Annotated in this window: 20 protein-coding genes and 1 pseudogene; 19 read left to right on the top strand and 2 right to left on the bottom strand. The window is 64.9% G+C overall.

Going from position 1 to position 26,537, the window contains the following annotated elements:
• Positions 1 to 200 precede the first annotated feature (200 nt).
• Positions 201 to 1,403, bottom strand: coding sequence for a M20 aminoacylase family protein (locus D7S89_RS09215; RefSeq protein WP_121277289.1), 1,203 nt, complete (start codon positions 1,401 to 1,403; stop codon positions 201 to 203).
• Between the two features lie 260 nt (positions 1,404 to 1,663).
• Here D7S89_RS09215 and D7S89_RS09210 point away from each other — a divergent pair, with 260 nt between their 5' ends.
• The 19 genes and pseudogenes from D7S89_RS09210 (at position 1,664) to lpxC (ending at position 25,854) form a co-directional block, all read left to right on the top strand.
• A complete protein-coding gene (locus D7S89_RS09210; protein ID WP_121277386.1) occupies positions 1,664 to 3,742 on the top strand; it encodes a molybdopterin-containing oxidoreductase family protein in 2,079 nt (692 codons plus the stop codon).
• A 112-nt stretch (positions 3,743 to 3,854) separates the two neighbouring features.
• Complete coding sequence (locus tag D7S89_RS09205; RefSeq protein WP_121277288.1) at positions 3,855 to 5,567, top strand: long-chain fatty acid--CoA ligase; 1,713 nt, start codon at positions 3,855 to 3,857, stop codon at positions 5,565 to 5,567.
• A gap of 211 nt (positions 5,568 to 5,778) precedes the next feature.
• On the top strand, positions 5,779 to 6,399 hold the full coding sequence (gene coq7, locus D7S89_RS09200) for a 2-polyprenyl-3-methyl-6-methoxy-1,4-benzoquinone monooxygenase (RefSeq protein ID WP_121277385.1): 621 nt from the start codon (positions 5,779 to 5,781) through the stop codon (positions 6,397 to 6,399).
• 373 nt (positions 6,400 to 6,772) lie between these two features.
• A complete protein-coding gene (mraZ, locus tag D7S89_RS09195; RefSeq protein WP_121277287.1) occupies positions 6,773 to 7,201 on the top strand; it encodes a division/cell wall cluster transcriptional repressor MraZ in 429 nt (142 codons plus the stop codon).
• A gap of 26 nt (positions 7,202 to 7,227) precedes the next feature.
• Positions 7,228 to 8,169, top strand: a complete 942-nt coding sequence (gene rsmH, locus D7S89_RS09190) for a 16S rRNA (cytosine(1402)-N(4))-methyltransferase RsmH (protein ID WP_121277286.1) — start codon at positions 7,228 to 7,230, stop codon at positions 8,167 to 8,169.
• Positions 8,166 to 8,474 (top strand): annotated as a pseudogene (ftsL, locus tag D7S89_RS09185) (cell division protein FtsL); the annotation flags it as partial. The gene rsmH and the pseudogene ftsL, both read left to right, overlap by 4 nt.
• 107 nt (positions 8,475 to 8,581) lie before the next feature.
• The gene (locus tag D7S89_RS09180; protein WP_121277284.1) at positions 8,582 to 10,405 is read left to right on the top strand and encodes a peptidoglycan D,D-transpeptidase FtsI family protein; all 1,824 of its coding nucleotides are present in this window, start codon (positions 8,582 to 8,584) and stop codon (positions 10,403 to 10,405) included.
• Entirely contained in the window at positions 10,402 to 11,940 is a 1,539-nt protein-coding gene (locus D7S89_RS09175) for a UDP-N-acetylmuramoyl-L-alanyl-D-glutamate--2,6-diaminopimelate ligase (protein ID WP_121277283.1), read from the top strand. Before D7S89_RS09180 ends, D7S89_RS09175 begins: the two co-directional genes overlap by 4 nt.
• Positions 11,937 to 13,382 (top strand): UDP-N-acetylmuramoyl-tripeptide--D-alanyl-D-alanine ligase, encoded by a 1,446-nt coding sequence (locus tag D7S89_RS09170; RefSeq protein ID WP_121277282.1) that lies wholly within the window; start codon positions 11,937 to 11,939, stop codon positions 13,380 to 13,382. The genes D7S89_RS09175 and D7S89_RS09170 overlap by 4 nt, the downstream gene beginning before the upstream one ends.
• A gap of 15 nt (positions 13,383 to 13,397) precedes the next feature.
• Positions 13,398 to 14,567 (top strand): phospho-N-acetylmuramoyl-pentapeptide-transferase, encoded by a 1,170-nt coding sequence (mraY, locus tag D7S89_RS09165; RefSeq protein ID WP_121277281.1) that lies wholly within the window; start codon positions 13,398 to 13,400, stop codon positions 14,565 to 14,567.
• A 31-nt stretch (positions 14,568 to 14,598) separates the two neighbouring features.
• A complete protein-coding gene (murD, locus tag D7S89_RS09160; RefSeq protein ID WP_121277384.1) occupies positions 14,599 to 16,104 on the top strand; it encodes a UDP-N-acetylmuramoyl-L-alanine--D-glutamate ligase in 1,506 nt (501 codons plus the stop codon).
• Positions 16,101 to 17,372 (top strand): putative lipid II flippase FtsW, encoded by a 1,272-nt coding sequence (gene ftsW / locus D7S89_RS09155; RefSeq protein ID WP_121277280.1) that lies wholly within the window; start codon positions 16,101 to 16,103, stop codon positions 17,370 to 17,372. Before murD ends, ftsW begins: the two co-directional genes overlap by 4 nt.
• Positions 17,369 to 18,475, top strand: a complete 1,107-nt coding sequence (gene murG / locus D7S89_RS09150) for an undecaprenyldiphospho-muramoylpentapeptide beta-N-acetylglucosaminyltransferase (RefSeq protein WP_121277279.1) — start codon at positions 17,369 to 17,371, stop codon at positions 18,473 to 18,475. The genes ftsW and murG overlap by 4 nt, the downstream gene beginning before the upstream one ends.
• Positions 18,472 to 19,863, top strand: coding sequence for a UDP-N-acetylmuramate--L-alanine ligase (gene murC / locus D7S89_RS09145; protein WP_121277278.1), 1,392 nt, complete (start codon positions 18,472 to 18,474; stop codon positions 19,861 to 19,863). Before murG ends, murC begins: the two co-directional genes overlap by 4 nt.
• Before the next feature lies 1 nt (position 19,864).
• Entirely contained in the window at positions 19,865 to 20,809 is a 945-nt protein-coding gene (locus tag D7S89_RS09140; protein WP_121277277.1) for a D-alanine--D-alanine ligase, read from the top strand.
• A 10-nt stretch (positions 20,810 to 20,819) separates the two neighbouring features.
• A complete protein-coding gene (locus tag D7S89_RS09135; protein WP_121277276.1) occupies positions 20,820 to 21,572 on the top strand; it encodes a cell division protein FtsQ/DivIB in 753 nt (250 codons plus the stop codon).
• A gap of 28 nt (positions 21,573 to 21,600) precedes the next feature.
• Positions 21,601 to 22,833 carry a cell division protein FtsA gene (gene ftsA, locus D7S89_RS09130; RefSeq protein ID WP_121277275.1) on the top strand — a complete coding sequence of 411 codons (1,233 nt, stop codon included), beginning with the start codon at positions 21,601 to 21,603 and terminating at the stop codon, positions 22,831 to 22,833.
• Positions 22,834 to 22,945: 112 nt separating this feature from the next.
• Positions 22,946 to 24,151 (top strand): cell division protein FtsZ, encoded by a 1,206-nt coding sequence (gene ftsZ / locus D7S89_RS09125; protein WP_121277274.1) that lies wholly within the window; start codon positions 22,946 to 22,948, stop codon positions 24,149 to 24,151.
• A 785-nt stretch (positions 24,152 to 24,936) separates the two neighbouring features.
• Complete coding sequence (gene lpxC, locus D7S89_RS09120; RefSeq protein ID WP_121277273.1) at positions 24,937 to 25,854, top strand: UDP-3-O-acyl-N-acetylglucosamine deacetylase; 918 nt, start codon at positions 24,937 to 24,939, stop codon at positions 25,852 to 25,854.
• A gap of 70 nt (positions 25,855 to 25,924) precedes the next feature.
• Here lpxC and D7S89_RS09115 read toward each other — a convergent pair whose 3' ends face one another.
• Complete coding sequence (locus tag D7S89_RS09115; protein WP_121277272.1) at positions 25,925 to 26,410, bottom strand: DciA family protein; 486 nt, start codon at positions 26,408 to 26,410, stop codon at positions 25,925 to 25,927.
• Between the last annotated feature and the right edge of the window lie 127 nt (positions 26,411 to 26,537).

The raw sequence follows: 26,537 nt of genomic DNA, 5'->3' as shown, positions 1-26,537 counted from the left end.
GACCGTGAAACGACTCCACGCCGATGATAGTGCGGATTCCCGTGTGAAAGTAGGTAATCGTCAGGCTCCCCAATCGACAAACCCCCGGTGCGCTTATCCAAGCCCCGGGGGTTTGTGCTTTTACGGCCTCAAAAAACTCGATCCCACCGCTAAAGCTACCCGTGCTACTCGCTCGAGTAGCACGATGCGCCCCAATCCAATCAAATCGTTGCCGACGAAGACAGATAACGCTGCGCCAAGCGCACCCAATACGTCGAGCCAACCGGCAGCAATTCATCGTTGAAGTCGTAGCTGGCGTTGTGAAGCATGCACGGGCCTGCGCCGTGTCCGGTTTCGCGATGCGCGCCGTCGCCATTGCCGAGGAACGCATAGCAGCCTGGCTTCGCCTGCAGCATGAATGAAAAATCTTCGGCGCCCATGGTGGGCTCCGTCGCGTCGTCGACGTTGTCGTAGCCGACGATTTTCCGCATGACGTCCACAGCGAAACGCGTTTCTTCAGGACTATTGATCGTCGGCGGATAGTTGCGATTGAAGGTGATCGTGGCCGAGCAGTCGTAGGCCGAAGCCGTCGCTTCGGCGATCTTGCGCATCTTTGCTTCGATAAGGTCGAGCGTTTCTACCGTAAACGTTCGCACCGTGCCGGCTAGCCACGCCGTGTCGGGTATCACGTTGAGTGCATCACCGGCATGAATCTGCGTGATCGACAACACCGCAGTGTCGATCGGTTTCTTGTTTCTCGTAATGATGCTTTGCAGCCCATTCGCGACCTGAACCGTAGCGAACACGGGATCGCGGCCATTGTGCGGTAGCGCAGCATGAGCGCCGACGCCTTTGATTTCGATGCGAAATTCGTTGCTCGAGGCCATGATCGGCCCTTCGATCACGCCGAACGAGCCTGCCGGCATGCCTGGCCAGTTGTGCAGGCCGAACACCGCGTCGACAGGAAACTGCGTGAACAACCCGTCGTCGATCATGGCACGCGCGCCCGCGCCGCCTTCCTCCGCCGGTTGAAAGATGAACACGACGGTTCCGTCGAACTGGCCATGCTTCGCCAGGTACTGCGCCGCGCCGAGCAGCATGGCCGTATGGCCGTCATGGCCGCACGCATGCATCTTTCCCGTTTCCTGCGAGCGATGCTCAAAGCTGTTGAGCTCCTGGATCGGCAGCGCATCCATATCGGCGCGAAGGCCGATCGATCGCTGGCTCGTGCCACGCTTCAATACGCCCACCACACCTGTCTTGCCCAGTCCGCGATGGACTTCGATGCCCCATTGTTCGAGGCTTTGCGCAACGAGGTCCGCCGTGCGCACTTCCTGGTAGCGCAATTCGGGGTGGGCGTGGATCGTTCGTCGGAGGGATTGGATTTCGTCTCGCGCGGCTATCACTTCTGGAATGAGTTTCATGATGCGTTCGACTTTCTATTGACGTTGGATCGGATTCATTGAGGACATCTCGGCCAGAGTCGGCGCCTCAGCTGTCGACCGGAGTTAGTGCTTCAGCACTAACTTCGATCCCTTGTAGCGCACTCACTCTGGGCCCGCGCAAGGCGAGCCAGTCAAGTCATTCTACGCTGACTCCCTTCGCGACGATTCGCCACGGGTATGGCGGATGAGCGTATAAAATTGCGAGCTGAATCGAATCGCCGCTGCTTGGGATGACCACCATGAACGCCCCCACCGAATTTGCCCGCGCCGTATGTCCGCACGATTGCCCGGATACTTGCGCGATGCGCGTCACCGTCGAAAACGGCAAAGCGGTCAAAGTGATCGGCGATCCCGATCATCCACCGACTCAGGGCGTCTTATGCACGAAGGTGAGCCGCTACGCAGAACGCGTGCATCACCCACAGCGATTGACGACTCCGCTCAAGCGTGTCGGACCCAAAGGTGAAGGGCGATTCGAGCCGATCAGCTGGGATGAGGCGCTCACGTTGGCTGCCGCGCGTCTTTCCGAGATCGTGCGGCGCGAGCCCCAAGCCGTCCTGCCGTACAGCTATGCAGGCACGATGGGTCTCGTGCAGGGTGACGGCGTCGCTCAGCGTTTCTTTCATAAGCTCGGGGCTTCGCGGCTCGACCGCACGATCTGCGCCGCAGCAGGCGCGGCCGGACTCAAATACACGTATGGCGGCAGCATCGGCATGCACGTCGAGTTCTTCGACGAAAGCGACCTGATATTGATTTGGGGCGCGAATCCGATCGCGTCGAGCCTGCACTTCTGGACGCGTGCGCAGGCGGCCAAGCGCCGCGGGGCCCGACTCGTCGCGATCGACCCGTATCGATCGCTGACCGCCGAGAAATGCCATCAACACATCGCACTGCGTCCCGGTACCGATGGTGCGTTCGCGCTGGGCATGATGCATGTCCTCATCACCGAGGGCCTGCTCGATCATGCGTACATTGCCGATCACACGCTCGGCTTCGAGGCATTGAAGGAGCGGGCGATGGCGTATCCGCCTGCGCGCGTCGCGCAAATTTGCGGTGTCGACGAGCAGGAACTCGTCGAGCTCGCGCGGCTTTACGGTCGCACGCGTAAATCGGCCATTCGTCTGAACTATGGCATGCAACGCGTACGCGGAGGGGGCAACGCGACACGTGCGATTGCTTGTCTACCGTCGCTGACCGGTGCGTGGCGTGATCGCGCAGGCGGCTTGCTGCTGTCGTCGTCGGGGTGGGCGCCGCTCGATTTGAACGCGTTGCAACGGCCGGATCTGATTCCCGGGTGGCCGTCGGCGTTGCCGCGCATCATCAATATGAATGCGATCGGCGACGCGCTGCTGCATCCCGGCGATGCAGCCTTTGGTCCGAAAGTCGAAGCGCTGATCGTCTACAACTCGAATCCGGTCGCCGTTGCGCCCGATTCGGCGCGCGTGGCCGCAGGGTTTGCACGCGAAGACCTCTTCACCATCGTGCTCGAGCACTTCCAGACCGACACTGCGGACTATGCCGACCTCATCTTGCCGGCCACGACCCAGCTCGAGCATTTCGACATTCACAAGTCGTATGGCCACACGCACGTGATGATCAACCAGCCCGCGATCGCACCGGTCGGTGAGGCTCGGCCGAACAGCGAAATCTTTCGCGGCATCGCACGCAGCATGGGTATCGACGAACCGGCACTGTATGAGAGCGACGAAGACGTCGCGCGTGCTGCACTCGTTTGGGGCAATGCGGCACTCGAAGGCGTCGATTGGCAGACGCTCAACGACAAAGGCTGGGTACAGCTGAAGCTGCCCGATGCGCCGTTAGCCGAAGGCGGCTTTCGTACGCCGTCGGGCAAGTGTGAGTTCGTGAGCACGCTGCTCGAGAAGGCGGGCGAGGATCCAGTACCTGATTATCTGCCGCCCTACGAATCGATCGACGGTTCACCCGAACTGGCTGCGCGCTATCCGCTCGCGATGATTTCGCCGCCGGCGCGCAACTTCCTCAACAGCACGTTCGTCAATGTCGAGAGCCTGCGTTTGACCGAGGGGGAGCCGCATCTCGATATTCATCCGATCGATGCGGGCGCGCGCGCCATCGAAGACGGCCAAGCCGTGCGCATCTTCAATGACCGCGGCTCAATGACGGCGCGGGCACGCGTGACCGAGCGCGCCAAGCAGGGCGTCGTTGTCGGATTGTCGATCTGGTGGAAGAAGCTCTCGCCGGACGGGCGCAATGCCAACGAAGTCACGAGCCAAGCGCTGACTGATCTGGGCGGCTCGGCCACGTTCTACGACTGTCTCGTCGAGGTCGAACGCGCATGATGGCGCACAGATAGAAGTTGGAAGTCGGTATCTAATCCGGTTGTCTCATGCGGGGCGACCCGCTACGATGCGGTTTTTAGCACGACCATTCGAAAAGTAGGGGAGACGCCGCATGGAAAAAATCTGGTTGAAGTCGTATCCGCCCGGCGTCCCAGCCGAAATCGACGCGACGCAATACGCCTCCGCCGCCGAATTGCTCGATGAGATTTTCCGCACCTACAGCGATCGGCGCGCGTTCGTCTGCATGGGCAAGTCGATTACTTATGGCGAACTGGACGCGATGTCGCGCAAGTTCGCCGCCTGGTTGCAGTCGAGGGGGCTCGCACGCGGCGCACGCGTTGCGATCATGATGCCGAACGTGCTGCAATACCCGGTGGCGCTCGCCGCGATCCTGCGCGCGGGCTACGTGGTCGTGAACGTCAATCCGCTTTACACGCCGCGCGAGCTCGAACATCAGCTCAAGGACAGCGGCGCCGAGGCGATCGTGCTGCTCGAGAACTTCGCGGTGACGTTGCAGTCGGTCGTGCGCAATACGGCGATCAAGCATGTCGTCGTCGCGTCGATGGGCGACCTGATGGGCGTCAAGGGCCTCATCGTCAACTTCGTCGTGCGGCGCGTGAAGAAGATGGTGCCGGCGTGGGATCTGCCCGGGCACGTCAAATTCAATGACGCCCTGGCCGACGGTGCGAGCCGAACGTTCACGCCCGCGCCACTGACACGCTCGGATATCGCATTTCTCCAGTACACGGGCGGTACGACCGGGGTGGCAAAGGGCGCCACGCTCACGCACGGCAACATCGTCGCGAACGTGCTGCAATCGGCGGCATGGCACGAGCCCGCCACGAAACGCGACGACGTCGATCAGATCGTCAACGTCATCGCCCTGCCGCTGTATCACATCTATGCGCTTACCGTGTGCTGCCTGCTGACGATGCGCACGGGCGGTATCGGCATCCTGATTCCGAATCCGCGCGACATCGGCGGCATGATCAAGCAGTTGCAGGGTTACGCGATCAATACGTTCCCGGCCGTCAACACGCTCTATAACGCCATGCTGAACCATCCCGACTTCGCGAAGCTCGACTTCTCGAAGCTGTTGTGCGCCAATGCGGGCGGCATGGCTGTGCAGGAGGCTGTGGCCAAGCGGTGGTACGAGGCGACCCACGTGCCGATCGTCGAAGGGTACGGCCTTTCGGAAACGTCGCCGTCGGCTGTCTGCAATCCGGTGACGGCAACCGAATACAGCGGGACGATCGGCATGCCGCTGCCTTCGACCGAAGTATCGATTCGCGATGACGACGGCAACGAGGTCGCGCTGGGCCAGCCGGGCGAAATCTGCATCCGCGGCCCGCAAGTGATGGCCGGCTACTGGAATCGCCCTGACGAGACGGCGAAGGTCACGACGGCCGACGGTTTCTTCAAATCCGGCGATATCGGCGTGATGGACGAGCGCGGCTACGTGAAGATCATCGATCGCAAGAAGGACATGATCCTCGTGTCGGGCTTCAATGTTTATCCGAACGAAATCGAGGACGTCGTGGCCAAGCTCCCCGGCGTCTTCGAGGTGGCCGCGGTCGGCGTGCCCGACGAGCATTCGGGCGAGGCCGTCAAGCTCGTCATCGTCAAGAAGGATCCTGCGCTGACCGAGGCGGATGTCCTCGCATTCTGCAAGGAACAGCTGACCGGCTATAAGCGTCCGAGGATCATCGAGTTCCGCACGGAACTGCCCAAGAGCAACGTCGGCAAGATTTTGCGGCGCGAATTGCGCGAGCCCCGTGCCGAGGCAAAGAGCGCGGCGCCCGTTGGGGCCGAGCGCAACGTGTGACGGGTAGTCGCATGACGGCCGCAAACAGCAGTTTGCGGCCGTTTGAAATGCGCCGGCGCTGTCCCCGGCTATCCAACATCGTCTAAAATCCACGATTAGCCGCCGCTTACGCCGAATTGATCAGGCGATAGGCCATTCCCGAGCAACGGGGCGGCGGCGTCGATGCGCTTCGTGCAATGCGAAGCCATGTCGGCGCACATTGGAGAATTGGATGACGCTGGACGAGTTGATCACCGAATTTGACCGAGGCCTGCGCTCGATGGCTGGCGTGAGCCGGATGAGCCGCCCGGTGCCGTCGGCTCAGGCGACGACCGAAATGACGCTCCCCGAGCGCGCCCACTCGGCAGGGCTCATGCGCGTCAATCACGTCGGTGAGATTTGCGCGCAGGCACTGTATCAAGCGCAAAAGCTCGCAACGCGCTCGCCGGCGCTCAAGGAGGCGTTCGAGCACGCGGCGCGCGAGGAGGAAGATCACCTCGCCTGGACCGCGCAGCGGCTCCAATCGCTCGACTCGCGCCCGAGTCTGCTCAATCCGCTGTGGTATGCCGGCGCGCTTGCGATCGGTCTGGCGGCCGGCAGCCTCGGCGACAAGGTGAGCCTTGGCTTCATGGCCGAGACGGAGCGTCAGGTCGAGCGCCATCTCGAAGGGCATTTGAAGATGCTGCCGGAGTCCGATGCGCAGTCGCGCGCAATTGTCGAGCAGATGCGCGTCGACGAGGTCGCGCACGGCAAGTCGGCAATCGATGCGGGTGGCGTGGAATTGCCGATGCCGATTCGCGCAGTGATGCGAGCGGCCTCGAAAGTCATGACGCGCACTGCTTATTACGTGTAATGCCGATATCCGGGTGGCGCGCCAGCGTCGCCCGATCGTTGTTTAGCCGGTCGATCATCTCGCTTTCGCCCTCCCGCTTCTCCCGCAGAACCACTTCCCGCTCACGCATTTGCTGCCCGCTTCTCACGTATCACCTTCACAACATGCAGTAGTCCATTCATTTTTAACGTTTTTCCATTTTTGCATGCTGCGTGAACGGTCGCGCGTAAGTCCTTGTTCTTACAAACAAAATTCGTCGAAAAAAGCCGTTTCTCCCTTGACCGGTTTGGGGTGTTCCTCTAAAGTGGGAGACAGTGTGAGAAAGTGTATTTTTGTGGATTGATCGGACCATTTCGAACGGATTTTCCGGACGAGCAGGGCGGGGGAAAAGAGAGTGTTCCAAGGGGCGTCGGCGCTGACGCTTGATGCGAAAGGCCGGATGTCGGTGCCTTCTCGCTATCGCGAAGCGCTGCAAGGCGAAGCACAAGGACGGGTGACGCTGACCAAGCACCCGGACGGCTGCCTGCTTCTCTTTCCGCGCCCCGAATGGGAAATTTTCCGCACGAAAATCGCCGCGCTGCCGATGGACGCCCATTGGTGGCGCCGGATCTTTCTCGGTAATGCCTCCGACGTCGACCTCGACAGTGCAGGCCGCATCCTCGTATCGCCGGAGCTGCGCATGGCCGCGGGCCTCGAAAAGGAAATCATGTTGCTGGGTATGGGTAGCCACTTCGAGCTGTGGGATGCACAGACCTATGCAGCCAAGGAGCAAGCGGCAATGGCGCAGGGCATGCCCGACGCGCTGAAGAATTTCACGTTCTGATCGCGGGTAGGAACAAGGACGCTGCGATGGGAAACGAATTGCAGCACCAGACGGTGCTGCTCGAAGAAGCGGTCGATGCGCTGGTGACACGCGCGGATGGCGTGTATGCCGATGGCACGTTCGGGCGCGGCGGGCACAGCCGTGCGGTGCTCGCGAAGCTCGGCGCAGCGGGGCGCCTGATCGCCTTCGACAAGGATCCCGAAGCGATCGCGACGGCGCAGCGCATTGCCGACCCGCGTTTCGAGATCGTGCATGAGAGCTTCGCATCGCTTGCGCCGTCCATCGCGGCGCGCGGCATCGAGCGGCTCTCGGGCGTGTTGCTGGATCTGGGCGTGTCGTCGCCGCAGCTTGATGCTCCCGAGCGGGGGTTCAGCTTTCGTGCCGACGGCCCGCTCGATATGCGGATGGACCCGACGCGCGGCGAGTCCGCGGCCGACTGGCTCGCGCGGGCGACGCAGCAGGAACTGACGGAGGTGATTCGAGATTATGGGGAAGAACGGTTTGCTGTTCAGATTGCAAAGGCGCTTATTGCTCGCCGGGCAGAGTCCGACCGTCTTGGGCCTCTCGTCACCACGCGGGAGCTTGCCGAAATCGTGGCTCACGCCGTCAAAACACGCGAGAAGGGTAAGGACCCGGCAACCCGCACCTTTCAGGCTATACGGATTCACGTCAATCAAGAGCTTGCGGAGCTGCAAGTCGTTTTAGAGGCGGCATTGTCGTTGTTGGAGCAAGGGGGGCGGCTGGTGGTCATCAGCTTTCATTCGCTCGAGGATCGAATCGTGAAGCGATTCATGCAGACGCACGCGAGTGCGCCTGCGGTCGATCGTCGCTTGCCGATTCGCGCCGTCGATCTGCCCCAACCGCCGCTCAAAATCATCGGCCGGGTCTTTGCCAGCGCCGCTGAAGTCGAGGCCAATCCGCGTGCCCGCTCGGCGGTCATGCGCGTCGCGGAGCGCGTCGCGCCATGAGCCGCCTCAACATCTTCCTGCTGATCGTTGTCCTCGGTTGTGCTCTGTCGGTCGTCAATGCGACGAACCAGCAGCGGCGCCTGTTCGTGCAGCTCGAGCGCGCGCAATCGGAAGAGCGTCAGTTGCAACAGGACTATGCGCAGCTTCAATATGAGCAAAGCGCGCTGTCCAAGACTTCCCGCATCGAGCAGGTGGCCACCGCCTCGCTGAAGATGCAGGCGGTCGCGACGGGCGGCACGCAATATCTGACGCTCGCCCCCGGCGCGAGCGTCGCGGCCGAGGCGCCGATCCCCGTCGCCGTGGCAAGCGCGCCCGCGCAGGGGCGCGCAGGCAGGCCAGCGGCGAAACAACCGGCGCGCGCGAGCGCTGCCGTCCCTGCCTCTGTCAAATCGGCCAACCGCGGAGGCGCGCGATGAAAAACGCGTCGAACCGCAAGCGCGTCACGTTCTCGGCGAGCCCGGTGCTATCCGTGCGTCTGCCGATGTGGCGCTCCAAGCTCGTCGTGTTCCTGTTGTTCATGGCGTTCGTCGCGCTGACGGCGCGCGCCTTCTGGATTCAAGGCCCCGGCAACGCCTTCTATCAGAAGCAAGGCGATAGCCGCTATCGGCGTACGATCGAACTGGCGGCCACGCGCGGCAAGATTCTCGACCGCAACGGGCTCGTGCTCGCTACGAGCCTGCCCGTCCGCGCCATTTGGGCGATTCCCGAGTCGGTGCCCGACGATCTCGGCGCCGACAAGTTGAACGCGCTGAGCTCGCTACTCGGCATGCCGAGCGCGGAGCTGCGCGCCAAGCTGTCGGGCGACAAGACGTTCGTCTACGTGAAGCGCCAGGTGCCGGTCGACGTGGCCGACAAGGTCATAGCGCTCGGCGTGCCCGGTATTTATCAGCGCGACGAGTACAAGCGCTTCTACCCCGAAGGCGAGATCACGGCGCACCTGATCGGCTTCACGAACGTCGAGGACGAGGGGCAGGAAGGCGTCGAGCTCGGCGATCAGAAGAGCCTCGTTGGCACGCCCGGCATGCGGCACGTCATCAAGGACCGCATCGGCCACATCATCGAGGATGTCGATCAGCAGGTGGTGCCGCACAACGGCAAGGACGTGGAGCTGTCGATCGACAGCAAGATCCAGTACATCACTTACGCGAACCTGAAGGCGGCAGTCGAGAAATCGAAGGCGAAGGCCGGCGCGGCGATGGTCATCGACGTGCGCACGGGCGAAGTGCTGTCGCTGGTCAACTATCCGACCTACAACCCGAACGATCGCTCGCACCTGACCGGCGAGCAGCTGCGCAATCGTATCCTGACCGATGTGTTCGAGCCGGGCTCGATCATGAAGCCGCTTACGGTGTCGCTCGCGCTCGATCTGCACCGTGTCTCGCCGACGACGCTCGTCGACACGGGCAACGGCCACTTCGTGCTCGACGGCGCGCCGATCACCGACGACAGTGGCTTCGGCGTTCTGACGGTGGGCGGCGTGATCCAGAAGTCGAGCAACATCGGCGCGACCAAGATCGCGATGACGCTCAAGCCCGAAGAGATGTGGAATATGTATACGAGCATCGGGTTCGGGCAGGCACCGAAGATCGGATTTCCGGGCGCAGCGGCGGGCCGCCTGCGGCCATGGAAGAGCTGGCGGCGCATCGAGCAGGCGACGATGTCGTACGGCTACGGTCTGTCGGTGTCGCTGTTTCAGCTCGGACGCGCCTACACGGCCATCGCGCACGACGGGCAGTTCGTGCCCGTCACAATTTTCAAGGACGACTCGAACCAGCCGGCGTCGGGGCCGCAGATCTTTTCGCCGACCACCGCGCGTGAAGTGCGCACGATGCTCGAGAGCGTCGTGTCGTCTGCCGGGACCTCGCCCGAAGCGGCGGTCCCCGGCTATCGCGTCGGCGGCAAGAGCGGTACCGCGTATAAGCAGGCGGGCCGCGGCTACGATCATTCGAAATACCGCGCGTCGTTCGTCGGCATGGCGCCGATGCCCAACCCGCGCATCGTGGTGGCCGTGTCGATCGACGAACCGACGGCCGGCAGCCACTTCGGCGGTTACGTGTCGGGTCCCGTGTTCTCGGCGATCGTCGGCGATACGCTGCGTTCGCTGAACGTGCCGCCTGACATGCCTGTGAAGCAGCTCGTCGTCTCCGACGACACTGCCAAGACGGCTGCGCCGTCGTCCGAAAAGACGATGACGGTGTCGGCCGATGCGCGCAATCACCCTGGAGTCATTCGATGAGCGCGCCCCGCGATCCTCATACCGATCGGCTCGTCGCCGATGCGCTCGACTGGCTGCGCGCACGTGTCGCGCCCGGCGCCAACCTGCACGCCGATACGCGCACGCTGGCGGCCGGCGACGTGTTTCTCGCGTACGCCGTCGACGGCGCAGACAATCGTCTTCACATCGACCGTGCGCTTGCAGCGGGTGCCGCGGCCGTGCTGTATCAGCCCGAAGGTTTCGGGGGCACCGTCGACGCCGCGCACGCGCTTGCCGTACCGGCGCTCGATGCGCTTGCCGGCGAGATCGCGAGCCGCTGGTACGGATCGCCGAGCGAAACGATGCTGGCCGTCGGCGTGACGGGCACGAACGGCAAGACGTCGTGCTCGCAATGGATCGCCGCGGCGCTCACGGCGCTCGGTACGCCGTGCGCCGTCATCGGCACGCTCGGCAGCGGGATGCCGGGCCAGCTCGTGCACACCGGTTTTACGACGCCCGATGCGCCGCAACTGCAACGCAGCCTGGCGCAGCTGGCCAGCGCCGGCGCGCGCGCCGTAGCGATGGAAGTGTCGTCGCATGCGTTGCACCAGGGCCGCGCGAACGGGACGGCGTTCGATATCGCGCTGTTCACGAATCTGACGCAAGACCACCTCGACTATCACCGCACCTTCGAGGCGTATGAAGCCGCGAAGGCGCGCCTGTTCGCCTGGCCCGGGCTGCGCGCCGCCATCGTCAATCGCGACGATGCGGCGGGTCGCAAGCTCATCGCGGCCACGCGAGGCCGCGTGCGCACGATTGCTTACGGCATCGACGCGATCGCCGACGAACCGGCAGCCGACGCGCGGCTCATCGCCACGGACGTGCGCGCGACCGCTACGGGCACCGCGTTCCATCTGTCTTCCGATTGGGGTGACGCCGACGTCGAAGTCGCGACGCTCGGCGCGTTCAACGTCAGCAATCTGCTCGGCGTGCTCGGCGCGCTGCTGGCCGCGGACGTGCCGCTGGCCGCGGCGCTCGCGCAGCTCGCCAAGCTCGAGTCCGTGAACGGGCGCATGCAGCGTCTGGGTGGCCGCTTGCAGCACGACGAGCCGCTCGTCGTCGTCGATTACGCGCACACGCCCGATGCACTCGAGAAGACGCTCGATGCGCTGCGCCCGATCGCGCAGGCGCGCGGCGGCCAGCTCGTGTGCATGTTCGGCTGCGGCGGCGATCGCGATGCGACCAAGCGGCCGCGGATGGGCGCGATCGCGGAACGGCTGGCCGATGTGGTCGTCGTCACCAGCGACAACCCGCGCAGCGAGGATCCGCAATCGATCATCGAGCAGATCGTCGGCGGCATGCAGGACGCGAGCCGCGCACGACGCATCGAGGATCGAGCAGGCGCGATTCTGCAGGCCGTGCGCGGCGCGGCGCGCGACGACGTCGTCGTGCTGGCCGGCAAGGGGCACGAAGCGACACAGGAAATCATGGGCAAGAAACGCGTCTTCTCCGATCAGGATCACGCACGCCTCGCACTGGCAGCGCGGGCGACGCACGCGCGCGGAGGCGAGCAATGACGATGTTCTCGCTGGCCGACGCGGCACAAGTCATCGACGGCGCATCGGTGCAGGGCGACGCGGCCGCAACATTCGATCGCGTCAGCACCGACAGCCGTACAGCAGGCCCCGGCGACCTGTTCGTCGCGCTCAAGGGCGAGCGCTTCGATGCGCACGACTTCCTGCCGGACGTGGCTGCGCGCGGCGTGAGCGCCGTGCTCGTTTCGCATGTACCGGCCGACTGGCAGGTGCCGTCGCTCGTCGCACCTGACACGCGTGCGGCGCTCGGCGAACTCGCGCGTGGCTGGCGCCGTCGCTTCACGCGGCCGCTCGTGGCCGTCACGGGCAGCAACGGCAAGACGACGGTCAAGGAGATGATCGCGTCGATTTTTGCGCAAGCCTGCGGTGAGGCCGCACGTCTCGCGACGGCCGGTAATCTGAACAACGACGTGGGCCTGCCGCTCACGCTGCTGCGCTTGAGCGATGCGCACCAGCTCGCCGTCGTCGAGCTCGGCATGAACCATCCCGGTGAAACGGCGCTGCTCGCCAAGCTCGCCGAACCGACGATCGCGCTCGTCAACAATGCACAGCGCGAGCATCAGGAGTTCATGGCGACCGTCGAAGCGGTCGCGCTCGAGCATGCGAGCGTGATCCACGCGCTCGGCCCGGACGGCATCGCCGTGTTCCCGGCCGACGATGCCTATGCCGGCATCTGGCGCGTCGCGGCGACGGGCAATCGCGTGATCGACTTCGCGCTACGGAGCGCCGCCCAACCGGCGGCGGCCGTCATCGGCGAACTCGTGCGCAACCGTTTGCGGGTCGAGACACCGTCGGGCGTGTTCGAAGCCACGTTGCAGGTGCTCGGCGAGCACAACGCGCGCAACGCGCTGGCGGCCACCGCCGCTGCGCTGGCCGCCAACGTGCCGCTCGACGCCATCCGTCGCGGGCTCGAGGCGTTCACGCCTGTGAAGGGACGCCTGCAAGCCAAGCGCGCCGCGCGCGGCACGCTCGCGGGCGCGACCGTCATCGACGACACCTACAACGCGAATCCGGATTCGATGCGCGCGGCCATCGACGTGCTCGCCGCGCAACCGGCACCGCGTGTGCTCGTGATGGGCGACATGGGCGAAGTCGGTGACCAGGGTCCGGAGTTTCATCGCGAGATTGGCGCGTATGCGCGCGAACGAGGTCTCTCGGCGCTGTATGCGTTCGGCGAGGCGAGCCGCGATGCGTGCCGCGCGTTCGACGCTGCGGGCAGCCAGACGGAGCCGGCCGCGGCGGGCGCGCAAGCCCATCATTTCGACGACCTGACTGTCCTCATCGAGCACCTGCTGCAAGCCGGCTTCGGCGCAGGTGCGACGCTGCTTGTGAAGGGCTCGCGCTTCATGCGGATGGAACGCATCGTCGACGCACTGATCGAATCGCAACCCCCTGCGCCGGGCGCCGTGCCCGGTGCGCATTGAAAGAGAAGGACGAGCATGTTGCTGGTGCTGGCGCAATGGCTGCAAAACGACGCAAGCTTTTTGCGCGTGTTCAGTTATCTGACGTTTCGGGCGGTGATGGCGACCATCACCGCGCTCACGATCGGGCTCGTGTGCGGCCCGTGGGTGATCCGCAAGCTGACCGAGATGAAGGTCGGTCAGGCCGTGCGCACGACCGGCCCGCAAACGCACCTCGTGAAGTCGGGCACGCCGACGATGGGCGGCGTGCTGATCTTGATCGGCATCGCCGTGTCGACGCTGCTGTGGGCCGACCTCACCAATCGCTTCATCTGGATCGTGATACTCGTGACGTTCGGCTTCGGCGTGATCGGCTGGGTCGACGATTATCGCAAGGTGGTCTACAAGGACCCGCGCGGCATGTCGTCGCGCGAGAAGTATTTCTGGCAATCGGTGATCGGCCTGTTCGCCGCCGTGTACCTCGCGTTCAGCGTGTCGGAGGCGAGCAACGTGCGCGTGTTCGACCTGTTCATGGCGTGGGTTCGCAGCGGGCTGTCGATGGGGCTGCCCGCGCGTGCCGACCTCATGCTGCCGTTCCTGAAGTCGATCAGCTATCCGCTCGGCGTGTGGGGCTTCATTGCGCTGACCTACTTCGTGATCGTCGGCGCGAGCAACGCCGTGAACCTGACCGACGGGCTCGACGGGCTCGTCATCATGCCCGTCGTGCTCGTGGGCGCGTCGCTTGGCGTGTTCGCGTACGTCATGGGTAGTTCGGTCTATTCCAAGTACCTGCTCTTTCCGCACATTCCCGGTGCCGGTGAACTCCTCATATTCTGCTCGGCAATGGGCGGCGCGGGCCTGGCGTTCTTGTGGTTCAACACCCACCCGGCGCAGGTGTTCATGGGCGACGTCGGTGCGCTCGCGCTCGGCGGCGCGCTGGGTACCGTCGCCGTGATCGTGCGTCAGGAGATCGTGCTGTTCATCATGGGCGGCATTTTCGTGGCCGAGACGCTGTCGGTGATGTTGCAGGTGACCTGGTTCAAGTACACGAAGCGGCGCTTCGGCGAAGGGCGGCGCATCTTCAAGATGGCGCCGTTGCACCACCATTTCGAATTGTCGGGCTGGAAGGAGACGCAGGTCGTCGTCCGCTTCTGGATCATCACGTTGATGCTGTGCCTGATCGGCCTGTCGACGCTCAAGTTGCGCTAAAGGAAAGGGAAAGCAAGCGATGTTTGGCGAGATGTTTGCGGATCGGCAAGGGCCGATGGTACTCGTGCTGGGGCTCGGTGAATCGGGCCTTGCGATGGTGCGCTGGTGTGCGCGCCACGGGTGCCGCGTGCGCGTGGCCGATACGCGCGAGGCGCCGCCGAACCTGCCTGCGCTTGCCGCGCACGGCATCGATTGCGAGTTCGTCGGCGGCGCGTTTTCGCCCTCGTTGCTCGATGGCGGCATCGAGCTCGTCGCGTTGAGCCCGGGGCTGTCGCCGCTCGCGGACGATTTGCGGCCGCTGATCGAGAGCGCGCGCTCGCGTGGCATCCCGGTGTGGGGCGAGCTCGAATTTTTCGCGCAGGCGCTCCGGCACCTGGGCACGAGCGGCTATAGCCCGAAGGTCGTCGCGATCACGGGCACCAACGGCAAGACGACGACGACGAGTCTCACGGGACTGCTGTGCGAACGTGCAGGCAAGCAGGTCGCCGTGGCTGGCAACATCAGCCCGGCCATGCTCGACAAGCTCGCGGAAGCGATCGACGTCACCGCGTTGCCCGACGTGTGGGTGCTCGAACTGTCGAGCTTTCAGCTCGAGACGTCGCACTCGTTCGCGCCCGACGCGGCAGCCGTGCTGAACATCACGCAGGATCACCTCGACTGGCATGGCGGCATCGACGCTTATACCGCGGCCAAGGGACGCATCTTCGGGCCGCGCACGGTGCGTGTGCTGAACCGCGACGACGCGCGCACGATGACGCTCGCGCCCGCGGCGGACAGTGGCGCGCCGCTCGTCACGTTTGGCCTGAACGAGCCGACGCGCGTGGGCGACTACGGCCTCGCGCGCGAGAACGGGATCAATTGGCTCGTGCAGGCATACGAGCGCGATCCGCTCGACGAAACCACGTCGACGCGCCGCCGCAAGCAGGAGGCGAGCGCGCCCATCGATCTCACGATCAGGCGCCTGATGCCGGCCGATGCGCTGCGCATCCGCGGCCTGCACAACGCGGCGAACGCGCTGGCGGCCTTCGCGTTGGCACGTGCGATCGACCTGCCGGCCGCGCCGCTGCTGCACGGCCTGCGCGAGTATCGCGGCGAGCCGCATCGCGTCGAGGTCATCGCAACGGTCGGCGGCGTCGATTACGTCGATGACAGCAAGGGCACCAACGTCGGCGCGACGGTCGCCGCGCTCGACGGCCTTGCCCAGCGCGTGGTGCTCATCGCGGGCGGCGACGGCAAGGGGCAGGAGTTCGAGCCGCTTGCGGGTCCCGTCGCGCGCTGGTGCCGTGCCGTCATGCTGATCGGGCGCGACGCGCCGCGCATTCGGGCTGCGCTGGCCGATACCGGCATCGCGCTCGTCGATCACCCGACGCTCGAAGCGGCCACGCGCGCGGCGAGTACGCTGGCCGAACCCGGTGACGCGGTCCTGCTGTCGCCGGCCTGCGCGAGCTTCGACATGTTCAAGAACTACGCGCACCGCGCCGAGGTGTTCCGCAGCGCGGTGGAGGACATCGCGGCCGAGCGAGGATTGATCCTATGAACTGGTCCGATCGCTTCGGTCCACGGCGCCTGTTCGCGCGCGACGCCTCCGCCGGTGGCCAGTCTGGCGGGGCGTCCACGTCGGCGGGCGGCCTCGCGAGCGCGGTCAGCGGTATGCGGCCCGTGCGCTCGCGCATGCTCGATTACGATCACGCGTTGCTGTGGGTCGTCATCGCGTTGCTGGGCCTGGGCGTGGTGATGGTGTACTCGGCGTCGATCGCGATGCCCGATTCGCCCAAGTACGCGGCCTATCACGACTACGCATTCCTCGTGCGTCACATCGCCTCGCTGATGGTGGCTTCCATGGCGGCTGTCGTGACGCTCCGCATCCCCGTGTCGGTGTGGGACAAGTTCGCGCCGAAGCTTTTCCTGGTCGCGCTCATCGCACTCGTGATCGTGCTGATCCCGCATATCGGCAAGGGCGTCAACGGTGCGCGCCGCTGGATTCCGCTCGGGCTCATGAATATGCAGCCGTCCGAGATCATGAAACTCGCGGTGACGATCTACGCGGCCAACTACACGGTGCGCAAGCAGGAGTACATGCACAGCTTCGCGAAGGGCTTTCTGCCGATGGCGTTCGCGGTCGGCGTGGTCGGCATGCTGTTGCTGCTCGAGCCCGACATGGGCGCGTTCATGGTGATCGCCGCGATTGCGATGGGCGTGCTGTTCCTGGGCGGCGTGAACGGCAAGCTGTTCGGCGGGCTGGTCGCGACGGCGGTCGGCACGTTCACCTTGCTGGTGTGGGCCTCGCCGTGGCGGCGGGAGCGGATCTTCGCCTACCTCGATCCGTGGGATGACCGTTACGCGCAGGGCAAGGCGTATCAGCTCACGCACTCGCTCATCGCCTTCGGTCGTGGTGAATGGTTTGGCGTCGGGCTCGGCGGCAGTGTCGAAAAGCTCAATTACCTGCCTGAAGCGCACACCGACTTCATCCTCGCCGTGATCGGCGAGGAATTCGGCTTTGTGGGCGTGCTCGTCGTGATCCTGCTGTTCTACTGGATCGTACGGCGCTCGTTCGAGATCGGGCGTCAGGCGCTCGCGCTCGATCGCACGTTCGCGGGCCTCATGGCCAAGGGCATCGGCATTTGGTTCGGTGCGCAGACATTCATCAACATGGGCGTGAATCTAGGTTTGCTGCCAACCAAGGGGCTCACGCTGCCGCTCGTGAGCTACGGCGGTTCGGGCATCGTGCTCAATTGCGTCGCGCTGGCCGTACTGATGCGCGTGGACTACGAGAATCGTGTGCTGATGCGGGGAGGCAAGGTATGAGCGCCACACCGCAACGCACACTGATGGTCATGGCCGGTGGGACCGGCGGGCATGTGTTCCCGGGGCTCGCGGTGGCGCATCGCATGCGCGCCTGGGGCTGGCGCGTCGTCTGGCTGGGCAACCCGGCCGGTATGGAAGCGTCGCTCGTGCCCAAGCACGGCATTCCGATGGAATTCGTGCGATTTGGCGGCCTGCGCGGCAAGGGGCTCAAGACCAAGCTGATGCTGCCGCTCAATCTGCTGCGTGCCGGCCTCGAAAGCCGTCGCGCGCTCAAGCGCGTGCGGCCCGACGTCGTGCTCGGCATGGGCGGCTACATCACGTTCCCGGCCGGTGTGATGTCGGCGCTTGCCGGCTGCCCGCTCGTGCTGCACGAGCAGAACTCGGTGGCCGGGCTCGCCAACAAGGTGCTCGCGCGGCTGGCGCGGCGTGTGCTCGTGGCCTTCCCCGAGACGCTGCCCAACGCCGAATGGACCGGCAATCCGCTGCGTGACGAGCTCACGCATGCCGAGGAGCCGCAGGCACGCTACGCGCGCCGCAGCGGTCCTTTGAGCTTGCTCGTCGTCGGCGGCAGCCTTGGGGCGGCGGCGCTCAACGAAGTCGTGCCGCGCGCGCTTGCGCTGTTGGCGCCCGACGAGCGGCCGCACATCGTGCATCAGGCCGGGGCCAAGCATATCGACGCCCTGCGCGCCAACTACGCGCAAGCCGGCTTGGAGCCGAACGGGAGCGTGCAGCTCGTGCCGTTCATCGACGACATGGCGGCTGCCTATGCGAACGCCGATCTCGTCATCTGCCGCTCGGGCGCGATGACGGTCGCCGAAATTTCGGCGATCGGCGCCGCGGCACTGTTCGTGCCGTTCCCGCATGCGGTCGACGATCATCAAACGACGAATGCCGAATTCCTGGCGTCGCAGGAAGCGGCCCTCGTCGTGCAGCAACGCGACTTGTCGCCCGAGAAACTCGCCGAGTGGTTGCGCCGTCAAACGCGCGCGTCGCTCGCGGACATGGCGCAGCGTGCGCGCGCGCTCGCGAAGCCCGAAGCCACGGATCGCGTCGCACAGGTGTGCGCAGCCGTCGCGCTCGCGCGCCAGGAAGGAAAGCAATGAAACACATCGTCAAACACATTCACTTCGTCGGGATCGGCGGCGCGGGCATGAGCGGTATCGCCGAAGTGCTCGCCAATCTCGGCTACTGCGTCAGCGGTTCCGATCTCGCGAAGAGCAGCTCGACCGAGCGCCTCGCGTCGCTCGGCGCGCGCATCGCGATCGGTCACGACGCCAGCAACATCGAAGGTGCCGATGCCGTCGTCGTGTCGACGGCCGTGCGCAGCGACAATCCCGAAGTGCTCGCGGCGCGCCGCATGCGCGTGCCGATCGTGCCGCGCGCGGTCATGCTCGCCGAGCTCATGCGCCTGAAGCAGGGCATCGCGATCGCCGGCACGCACGGCAAGACCACGACGACGAGTCTGGTGGCGAGCGTGCTCGCCGCGGGCGGGCTCGATCCGACGTTCGTGATCGGCGGGCGCCTCACGAGCGCCGGCGCGAACGCGCGGCTCGGTACCGGCGACTTCATCGTCGCCGAGGCCGACGAATCCGACGCTTCGTTCCTGAATCTGCTGCCGACGATCGAAGTCGTCACGAACATCGACGCCGATCACATGGATACCTACGGCCACGATTTCGCGCGGCTCAAGCAGGCGTTCATCGAATTCACGCATCGCCTGCCGTTCTATGGCATCGCCGTGCTGTGCGTCGACGATCCGAACGTGCGCGAGATCCTGCCGTTCGTCTCCAAGCCCGTGATCCGCTACGGCTTCGCGGCCGATGCGCAGGTGCGCGCCGTCAATACCGTCGCGCGCGACGGCAAGATGTACTTCACGGCGATGCGCGAGGATGCGCCGTCGCTCGACATCGTGCTGAACATGCCGGGCATGCACAACGTGCAGAACGCGCTGGCGGCCATCGCGATCGCGACTGAACTCGAAGTCGCAGATGCCGATATCCAGCGAGCGCTTGCCGAATTCACGGGCGTGGGCCGGCGCTTCCAGCGCTACGGCGAAATCGACGCGGCCGCTGGCGGCACCTACACGCTCGTTGACGATTACGGCCACCACCCCGTGGAGATGGCCGCGACGATCGCGGCGGCGCGCGGTGCGTTTCCCGACAAGCGTCTCGTGCTCGCGTTCCAGCCGCACCGCTATACGCGCACGCGCGACTGCTTCGAGGATTTCGTCAATGTGCTCTCGAGCGTGGATGCGCTCGTGTTGACCGAGGTCTATGCGGCCGGCGAAGCGCCGATCGTCGCCGCCGACGGCCGTGCGCTCGCGCGCGCGATTCGCGTGGCGGGCAAGGTCGAACCGGTCTTCGTCGAATCGATCGACGAAGTGCCACAGGCGCTGTCGACGCTCGTGCGCGACGGTGACGTAGTGATCACGATGGGGGCGGGATCGATCGGCACGGTGCCGGGTCGACTCGCACAAGATTCGAAGGTGTGAAATGAGCAACAGTATCGATCCGAAGCGTTTCGGCAAAGTGGCGGTGCTGCTCGGCGGGGAATCGGCCGAGCGCGAGGTGTCGCTCAAGTCGGGCCGGCTCGTCACGGAGGCGCTGCTCGCAGCCGGCATCGACGCGCATCCGTTCGACCCGTCCGAGCGTCCGCTCTCGGCCCTGAAGGACGAGGGCTTCGCACGCGCATTCAATGCGCTGCACGGGGGCTATGGCGAGAACGGGCAGCTGCAGGGCGCGCTCGACTTCTACGGCATTGCCTACACGGGCAGTGGCGTGCTCGGCTCGGCGCTGGGCCTCGACAAGTTCCGCACGAAGCTGATCTGGGAACAATTGGGCGTGCCGACGCCGCCGTTCGAAACCGTCATGCGCGGTGACGACTACGCGGCACGCGCGCCCGGCATCGTCGCGAAGCTGGGCCTGCCGCTGTTCGTCAAGCCCGCGATCGAAGGTTCGAGCGTGGCCGTCACGAAAGTGAAAACGGCCGATGCGCTGCCCGCCGCGCTCGAAGAAGCGGCGAAGTACGACAAGATCATCATCGTCGAGAAGAGCATCGAAGGCGGCGCGGAGTTCACGACGTCCATCGCGGGCCAGCTCGATTTGCCCGTGATCCGCATCGTGCCGGCCGGCGAGTTCTACGACTATCACGCCAAGTACATCGCCGACGATACGCAGTACCTGATCCCGTGCGGGATGCCCGCCGACGAAGAGTCGCGCGTGAAGGTGCTCGCGCGCCGCGCGTTCGACGCGCTGGGTTGCACCGACTGGGGCCGCGTCGACTTCATGACCGATGCGGCGGGCAACGTCTATTTCCTCGAAGTCAACACGGCGCCGGGCATGACCGATCACTCGTTGCCGCCGAAGGCGGCGCGCGCGGTCGGCATCAGCTACCAGGAACTCGTCCTGGCCGTGCTGGCCCTGACGTTGAAGGACTGACGCGCGCGCCATGTGGAACAACGTTCGCCAGCTCAACCTCGCCGCCAATGCGCTCTATGCGCTGTTGGCGCTCGTGCTGCTGGCGGCGAGCGGCTACTGGCTCACGCAGCGCCCGGCGTTCGCGTTGCGCGTGATCAGCATCGATGGCGACACGGAGCACATCAACACGCCGACGGTACGCGCGGGCGTCGTCGGCCGCTTGAAGGGCAACTTCTTCACCGTCGATCTCGACGCGGCCCGTCAGCAGTTCGAGCAGATGCCGTGGGTGCGCCGCGCGAGCGTGCGCCGCGTGTGGCCGAATGCGCTCGCGATCACGCTCGAGGAGTACAAGCCGCTCGGAACCTGGGGCAGCGATCAGCTCGTGAGCGTCGACGGCGAGTTGTTCACGGCGAATCAGGGCGAGCTCGAGCAGACGCTGCCCGCGTTCGACGGCCCGAACGGGACGGCCAAGGAAGTCGTCGCGCGCTATGTCGACTTCAAGAAGTGGCTCGCGCCGCTCGGGGCGGAACCCGACGAGGTGACGTTGTCGCCGCGCTATGCGTGGACCGTGAAACTGTCGAACGGCACGCAGATCGAATACGGCCGGGAACGCAATCCGACCACGCTCGCCGAGCGCAGCAAGCGACTCACGGCGGCATGGACGGCCGTGACCGGGCGTTGGGGAAAGGACATCGAATACGCGGACTTGCGCTATCCGAACGGCTTTGCGATTCGTGCAGCGGGAATGCGATTCATCGGGGATGCCGGCAAAGCGGCGAAGTAATAAAGAGATCACACGCAATGAGCACGCTATGAGTAAAGACTACAAGGACCTGCTGGTTGCTCTCGACATTGGCACGGCCAAGGTCGTGGCCATCGTCGCCGAGTTGAGGGGCGAAGGCCATTACGAGGTGATCGGGCTCGGGCAAAGCGAATCGAAGGGGCTCAAGAAGGGCGTGGTGGTGAACATCGAGGCCACCGTCCAATCGATTCAGCGCGCGCTCGAAGAGGCCGAGCTGATGGCCGACTGCAAGATCACGAATGTCTTCACGGGCATCGCGGGCAGTCATATCCGCAGCTTCAATTCGAGCGGGATGGTCGCGATCAAGGACAAGGAAGTGACGCAGGCCGATGTGGCCCGCGTGATCGAGACGGCCAAGGCCATCAACATCCCGACCGATCAGCAGGTGCTGCACATCCTCACGCAGGAATTCATCATCGACGGGCAGGAGGACGTGCGCGAGCCGATCGGCATGAGCGGCATCCGCCTCGAGGTGAAGGTGCACATCGTCACGGGCGCCGTCTCGGCCGCGCAGAACATCGTCAAGTGCGTGCGACGCTGCGGGCTCGAGGTCAACGATTTGATCCTGCAACCGCTTGCGTCGTCGCTCGCGGTGCTGACGGAAGACGAGAAGGAACTCGGCGTCGTGCTGGTCGATATCGGCGGCGGTACGACCGACATCGCGATCTTCAGCGAAGGCGCGATTCGCCACACGGCCGTGATTCCGATCGCAGGCGACCAGATCACGAGCGACATCGCGATGGCGCTGCGCACGCCGACGCCCGACGCCGAGGACATCAAGGTCAGTTACGGCATCGCCAAACAGGCGTTGGCCGATCCCGACGAGATGATCGAAGTGCCCGGACTCGGCGAGCGCGGGCCGCGCACGCTGTCGCGCCAGGCGCTGGCGGCGGTCATCGAGCCGCGTGTCGAAGAGCTGTTCTCGCTCGTGCATCAAGTCGTGCGCGAGTCGGGCTACGAGGAGCTGCTGAGCTCGGGCATCGTGCTGACCGGCGGCGCATCGATGATGCCGGGCATGGTCGAGCTCGGCGAGGACATTTTCTTGAAGCCGGTGCGCATCGGCGCGCCGGAGTACGCGGGCGGACTCGCCGACGTCGTGCGCAATCCGCGCTATTCGACGGCGATGGGGCTGCTCGTCGAGGGTTCGTCGCAACGCATGCGCGGTCGCAAGGTGGCGGTGCAGTCGGGTTCGATGGGGCAGGTCTTCTCGCGCATGAAGGACTGGTTCCTCGGCAACTTCTGACGATGATTGCAGACAAAGCGCGGGTGCCGGCGGCTCGCGCGCGATGGGGGATGGCCCGATTCCCCGTCGAATAACGGCCGATGAGCAGGATTTTTCTCTTGACGGAGGCAATATGGAATTCCAGATGCTGGAAACGGAAACCAACGGCACCATCATCAAGGTGGTAGGCGTTGGTGGTGCTGGCGGCAATGCCGTGCAGCACATGATCAACAAGGGTGTGCAGGGCGTCGATTTCGTCGTCATGAACACCGACGCGCAAGCGCTGTCGCGTGCGCGCGCAACGCACGTGATTCAGCTCGGCAACACCGGCCTCGGTGCCGGCGCGAAGCCCGAGATGGGTCGTGCCGCGGCGGAAGAAGCGCGTGAGCGCATCGCCGATGCACTGCGCGGTGCACATATGGTGTTCATCACCGCAGGCATGGGTGGCGGCACCGGCACGGGTGCTGCGCCGGTCGTGGCCCAGATCGCGAAGGAAATGGGCATCCTGACCGTCGGCGTCGTGAGCAAGCCTTTCGAATTCGAAGGCGGCAAGCGCATGCGTGTGGCAGAAGCCGGTTCGCAGCAACTGGAGGATCACGTCGACTCGCTGATCGTCGTCCTGAACGACAAGCTGTTCGAGGTGATGGGCGATGACGCCGAGATGGACAAGTGCTTCCAGTGCGCGGACGACGTTCTGAACAACGCAGTTGCCGGCATCGCCGAAATCATCAACGTCGACGGTCTCGTGAACGTCGACTTTGAAGACGTGAAGACGGTGATGGGTGAGCAGGGCAAGGCGATGATGGGCACGGCCACCGTGGCCGGCGTCGATCGCGCGCGTCTGGCGGCCGAGCAGGCCGTGGCGAGCCCGCTGCTCGAAGGTGTCGATCTGTCGGGCGCGCGCGGCGTGCTCGTGAACATCACGTCGAGCCGTTCGCTGCGTCTGTCGGAAACGCGCGAAGTGATGAACACGATCAAGAGCTACGCTGCGGAAGACGCGACCGTCATCTTCGGCGCCGTGTACGACGACGCGATGGGCGACGCGCTGCGCGTGACCGTGGTTGCAACGGGTCTGGGCCGTACGGCCGTCACCGCGGCGAAGAAGCAGCAATCGGCGCCGATGACGCTGCTGCGCACGGGCACCGACAACCAGCCGGTCAGCGTGCAGCACAGCTACAGCGCGCCGACGCATGCGAGCACGACCGATTACGGTTCGTTCGATACGCCGGCCGTGTGGCGCAACTCGCGCGAAACGGCTGCGTCGCACGTGCAGGCGCTGCAGGAGAAGGGCGTCGACACGTACGACATCCCGGCGTTCTTGCGCAAGCAAGCCGACTGACGCGCGTCGTTTTTCGACGCACGGACAATCGGCGCCTTGAGCGCAAGAAGAGTCGGGCGTGATCAACGGTAATGGCGCAAAGCGGCCTCGTCCCGTCGGACGAGTCGCCGGTGCCGGCACCCGCAGCGCGTTAGCGAAGCGGGCTGGACGGTTATCGGCGCGCGCACGCTTGGGCGCCGCGGCACGAGCCGGTGCGAACCGGCGCGCGCACGCGGGCGGCACGGTGTGCGACAGACGGGCATGGCAGCGAGCGAGCCGATAACGAGGCGCGCGCGGTTGGCGCGTTAAGTTCGTCGGGAACGCGGTCGGCGCGTCGCGGGCACGATGCGCATGACACGCGGTGCTCGGTCGCCGCCTGGGCTGTAGAGGCCAGCGCAGCAACGCTCGCCGTGAAGGCAGGATGAGCCGGCGCGCGACGCGGCAGTGTGCGCGTTACGCGAAAGCGCGTTCGAAACCGGCGTGGTCAAGACACCGGGTTTCGAGCGGGTTCGGCCAATCCGAAGTCGACGACGGAGTGCGGGCGCAGGCGCGCTCAGCAATCGCCCCTGGTGCGAAACGCTTCGGCGTTGCGCACGGGCAACGGCCGCTTTGATTTTTGTGGCGGTCTTGTTACGGGCCGGCAACCGGAAACGCCTCCCTTCCGGTGCCGGCCCGGTTTCTTTTGTCAATGTAAACAGAGGAAACAGATTGATACGTCCGTCGCGACGACAGGCTCTGACGAATGCGGTATAATATCGTCTATGGAATAAAAAATTCCGATTGAGTTTTTCAATCGATCCGACACTATGCTGAAGCAACGCACAATCAAATCGATCGTCAAGACGGTCGGCATCGGCCTGCACTCCGGGCGCAAGGTCGAGCTGACGCTACGTCCCGCGCAAGCGAACACGGGCATCGTGTTTTCGCGCGTCGATCTGCCGACGCCCGTCGACATCCCGGCTTCGGCATTGTCGATTGGCGATACGCGTCTTGCTTCGGTGCTGCAGAAGGATGGTGTGCGCGTCTCGACGGTCGAGCACTTGATGTCGGCGTGCGCAGGTCTCGGCATCGACAATCTGTACGTCGACGTCACGGCCGAGGAAATCCCCATCATGGACGGCAGCGCAGCGTCGTTCGTGTTCCTGATCCAGTCGGCCGGGATCGAAGAGCAAAACGCTCCGAAGAAGTTCCTCAAGGTCACGAAGCCGGTCGAAGTGCGCGATGGCGACAAGTTCGTGCGCCTCGAGCCGTACTTCGGCTTCAAACTCAAGTTCACGATCGACTTTAGCCACCCCGCCGTCAACAAGACCGGCCAGGCGCTCGAAGTCGATTTCGCGACGACGTCGTACGTGCGTGAGATCGCCCGTGCGCGTACGTTCGGCTTCGCGCATGAAGTCGAGATGATGCGCGAGCTCGGCCTCGCGCGCGGCGGCAGCATGGACAATGCGATCGTGCTCGACGAGTACCGCATCCTCAACAACGACGGGCTGCGTTACGACGACGAGTTCGTGAAGCACAAGATGCTCGATGCGATCGGCGATCTCTACGTCGTCGGCGCGCCGCTGCTCGCGTTGTACACGGCTTACAAGTCGGGGCATGGTCTCAACAATGCCCTGCTGCGCGAATTGCTCGCGCATGAAGACGCCTACGAGATCGTCAGCTTCGACGACGCGCAGAAGGCGCCGCGTGGCTTCGGCTACGACACGCAGACGGCATTCGCCTGACGAACCAGGTAGGTATTCGAACGATGCGCCGCCAGCCGGCGCATCCGAAAATGAGCGGCGCTTGCGCCGCTCATTTTTTTTCGCTGCCGCCCGGCCGGTGACGCGCGGCCATGCGCGCGAGTGCCGCCTGAAGCGGCGAAGGGGCGAGCGTTTCACTGAGCGAGTGCAGCGCTTCGGCGCCAGCCGGCGTCATGCGTGCTTGCTTCACGGGGTCAGGCTCCTTGGCGGGACGCGGCCGGACCTTCACGCTCAAGGCGCGCACGCTCCAGCCGCGCTGCTGCAAGTCGGCGAGCAGGCGCGGCTCGAGGTGCCGCAGGCGGGCGGCCAGCGCACTATGCGCCGTGAATAGCGCCAGCGAGCCGTCCTTGAGCAAGCCGGGCTCGACGCTGGTGGCGAGGTAGTCGGGCAGCAGTTCGGCGAGATCGCGCTGGAGCGCGGCCGTCTGTTCGACACCGGCGCGCAGCGCGGCAAAGACATCCGTGCGGCCCAGTACTTCGGCGACGGGCTGCGGTTTGGGCGGCCGGAAAGGCTTGGAAAACGACGAAAAGCGACTCATATGAGGGAAAGTAGCGCCCGCGAGGCGGTGCGCGGCCAATGCCGGCATTGTAACCGCGGCGCTGGGGCGCGTGCGGGGGCATATCCCTCGCGATGTGCGCCGCGGCGTCGCTCGCCCTGCGTCGCAT

Source organism: Trinickia fusca, from assembly GCF_003628145.1.
Taxonomy (GTDB): Bacteria; Pseudomonadota; Gammaproteobacteria; order Burkholderiales; family Burkholderiaceae; genus Trinickia; species Trinickia fusca.
The sequence above is the reverse complement of the archived record's forward strand: the minus strand, read 5'-3'. Positions and strand labels throughout refer to the sequence as shown.

Excerpts from the sequence above, each read along its gene's own strand:
- rsmH (WP_121277286.1), top strand. The coding sequence starts at position 7,228 with ATGGGAAACGAATTGCAGCACCAGACGGTGCTGCTCGAAGAAGCGGTC.
- ftsZ (WP_121277274.1), top strand. The coding sequence starts at position 22,946 with ATGGAATTCCAGATGCTGGAAACGGAAACCAACGGCACCATCATCAAG.
- lpxC (WP_121277273.1), top strand. The coding sequence starts at position 24,937 with ATGCTGAAGCAACGCACAATCAAATCGATCGTCAAGACGGTCGGCATC.
- D7S89_RS09210 (WP_121277386.1), top strand. The coding sequence starts at position 1,664 with ATGAACGCCCCCACCGAATTTGCCCGCGCCGTATGTCCGCACGATTGC.
- D7S89_RS09215 (WP_121277289.1), bottom strand. The coding sequence starts at position 1,403 with ATGAAACTCATTCCAGAAGTGATAGCCGCGCGAGACGAAATCCAATCC.
- murD (WP_121277384.1), top strand. The coding sequence starts at position 14,599 with ATGTTTGCGGATCGGCAAGGGCCGATGGTACTCGTGCTGGGGCTCGGT.
- D7S89_RS09205 (WP_121277288.1), top strand. The coding sequence starts at position 3,855 with ATGGAAAAAATCTGGTTGAAGTCGTATCCGCCCGGCGTCCCAGCCGAA.
- D7S89_RS09180 (WP_121277284.1), top strand. The coding sequence starts at position 8,582 with ATGAAAAACGCGTCGAACCGCAAGCGCGTCACGTTCTCGGCGAGCCCG.
- ftsW (WP_121277280.1), top strand. The coding sequence starts at position 16,101 with ATGAACTGGTCCGATCGCTTCGGTCCACGGCGCCTGTTCGCGCGCGAC.
- D7S89_RS09175 (WP_121277283.1), top strand. The coding sequence starts at position 10,402 with ATGAGCGCGCCCCGCGATCCTCATACCGATCGGCTCGTCGCCGATGCG.
- mraY (WP_121277281.1), top strand. The coding sequence starts at position 13,398 with ATGTTGCTGGTGCTGGCGCAATGGCTGCAAAACGACGCAAGCTTTTTG.
- murC (WP_121277278.1), top strand. The coding sequence starts at position 18,472 with ATGAAACACATCGTCAAACACATTCACTTCGTCGGGATCGGCGGCGCG.
- ftsA (WP_121277275.1), top strand. The coding sequence starts at position 21,601 with ATGAGTAAAGACTACAAGGACCTGCTGGTTGCTCTCGACATTGGCACG.
- coq7 (WP_121277385.1), top strand. The coding sequence starts at position 5,779 with ATGACGCTGGACGAGTTGATCACCGAATTTGACCGAGGCCTGCGCTCG.
- murG (WP_121277279.1), top strand. The coding sequence starts at position 17,369 with ATGAGCGCCACACCGCAACGCACACTGATGGTCATGGCCGGTGGGACC.
- D7S89_RS09140 (WP_121277277.1), top strand. The coding sequence starts at position 19,865 with ATGAGCAACAGTATCGATCCGAAGCGTTTCGGCAAAGTGGCGGTGCTG.
- D7S89_RS09135 (WP_121277276.1), top strand. The coding sequence starts at position 20,820 with ATGTGGAACAACGTTCGCCAGCTCAACCTCGCCGCCAATGCGCTCTAT.
- D7S89_RS09115 (WP_121277272.1), bottom strand. The coding sequence starts at position 26,410 with ATGAGTCGCTTTTCGTCGTTTTCCAAGCCTTTCCGGCCGCCCAAACCG.
- D7S89_RS09170 (WP_121277282.1), top strand. The coding sequence starts at position 11,937 with ATGACGATGTTCTCGCTGGCCGACGCGGCACAAGTCATCGACGGCGCA.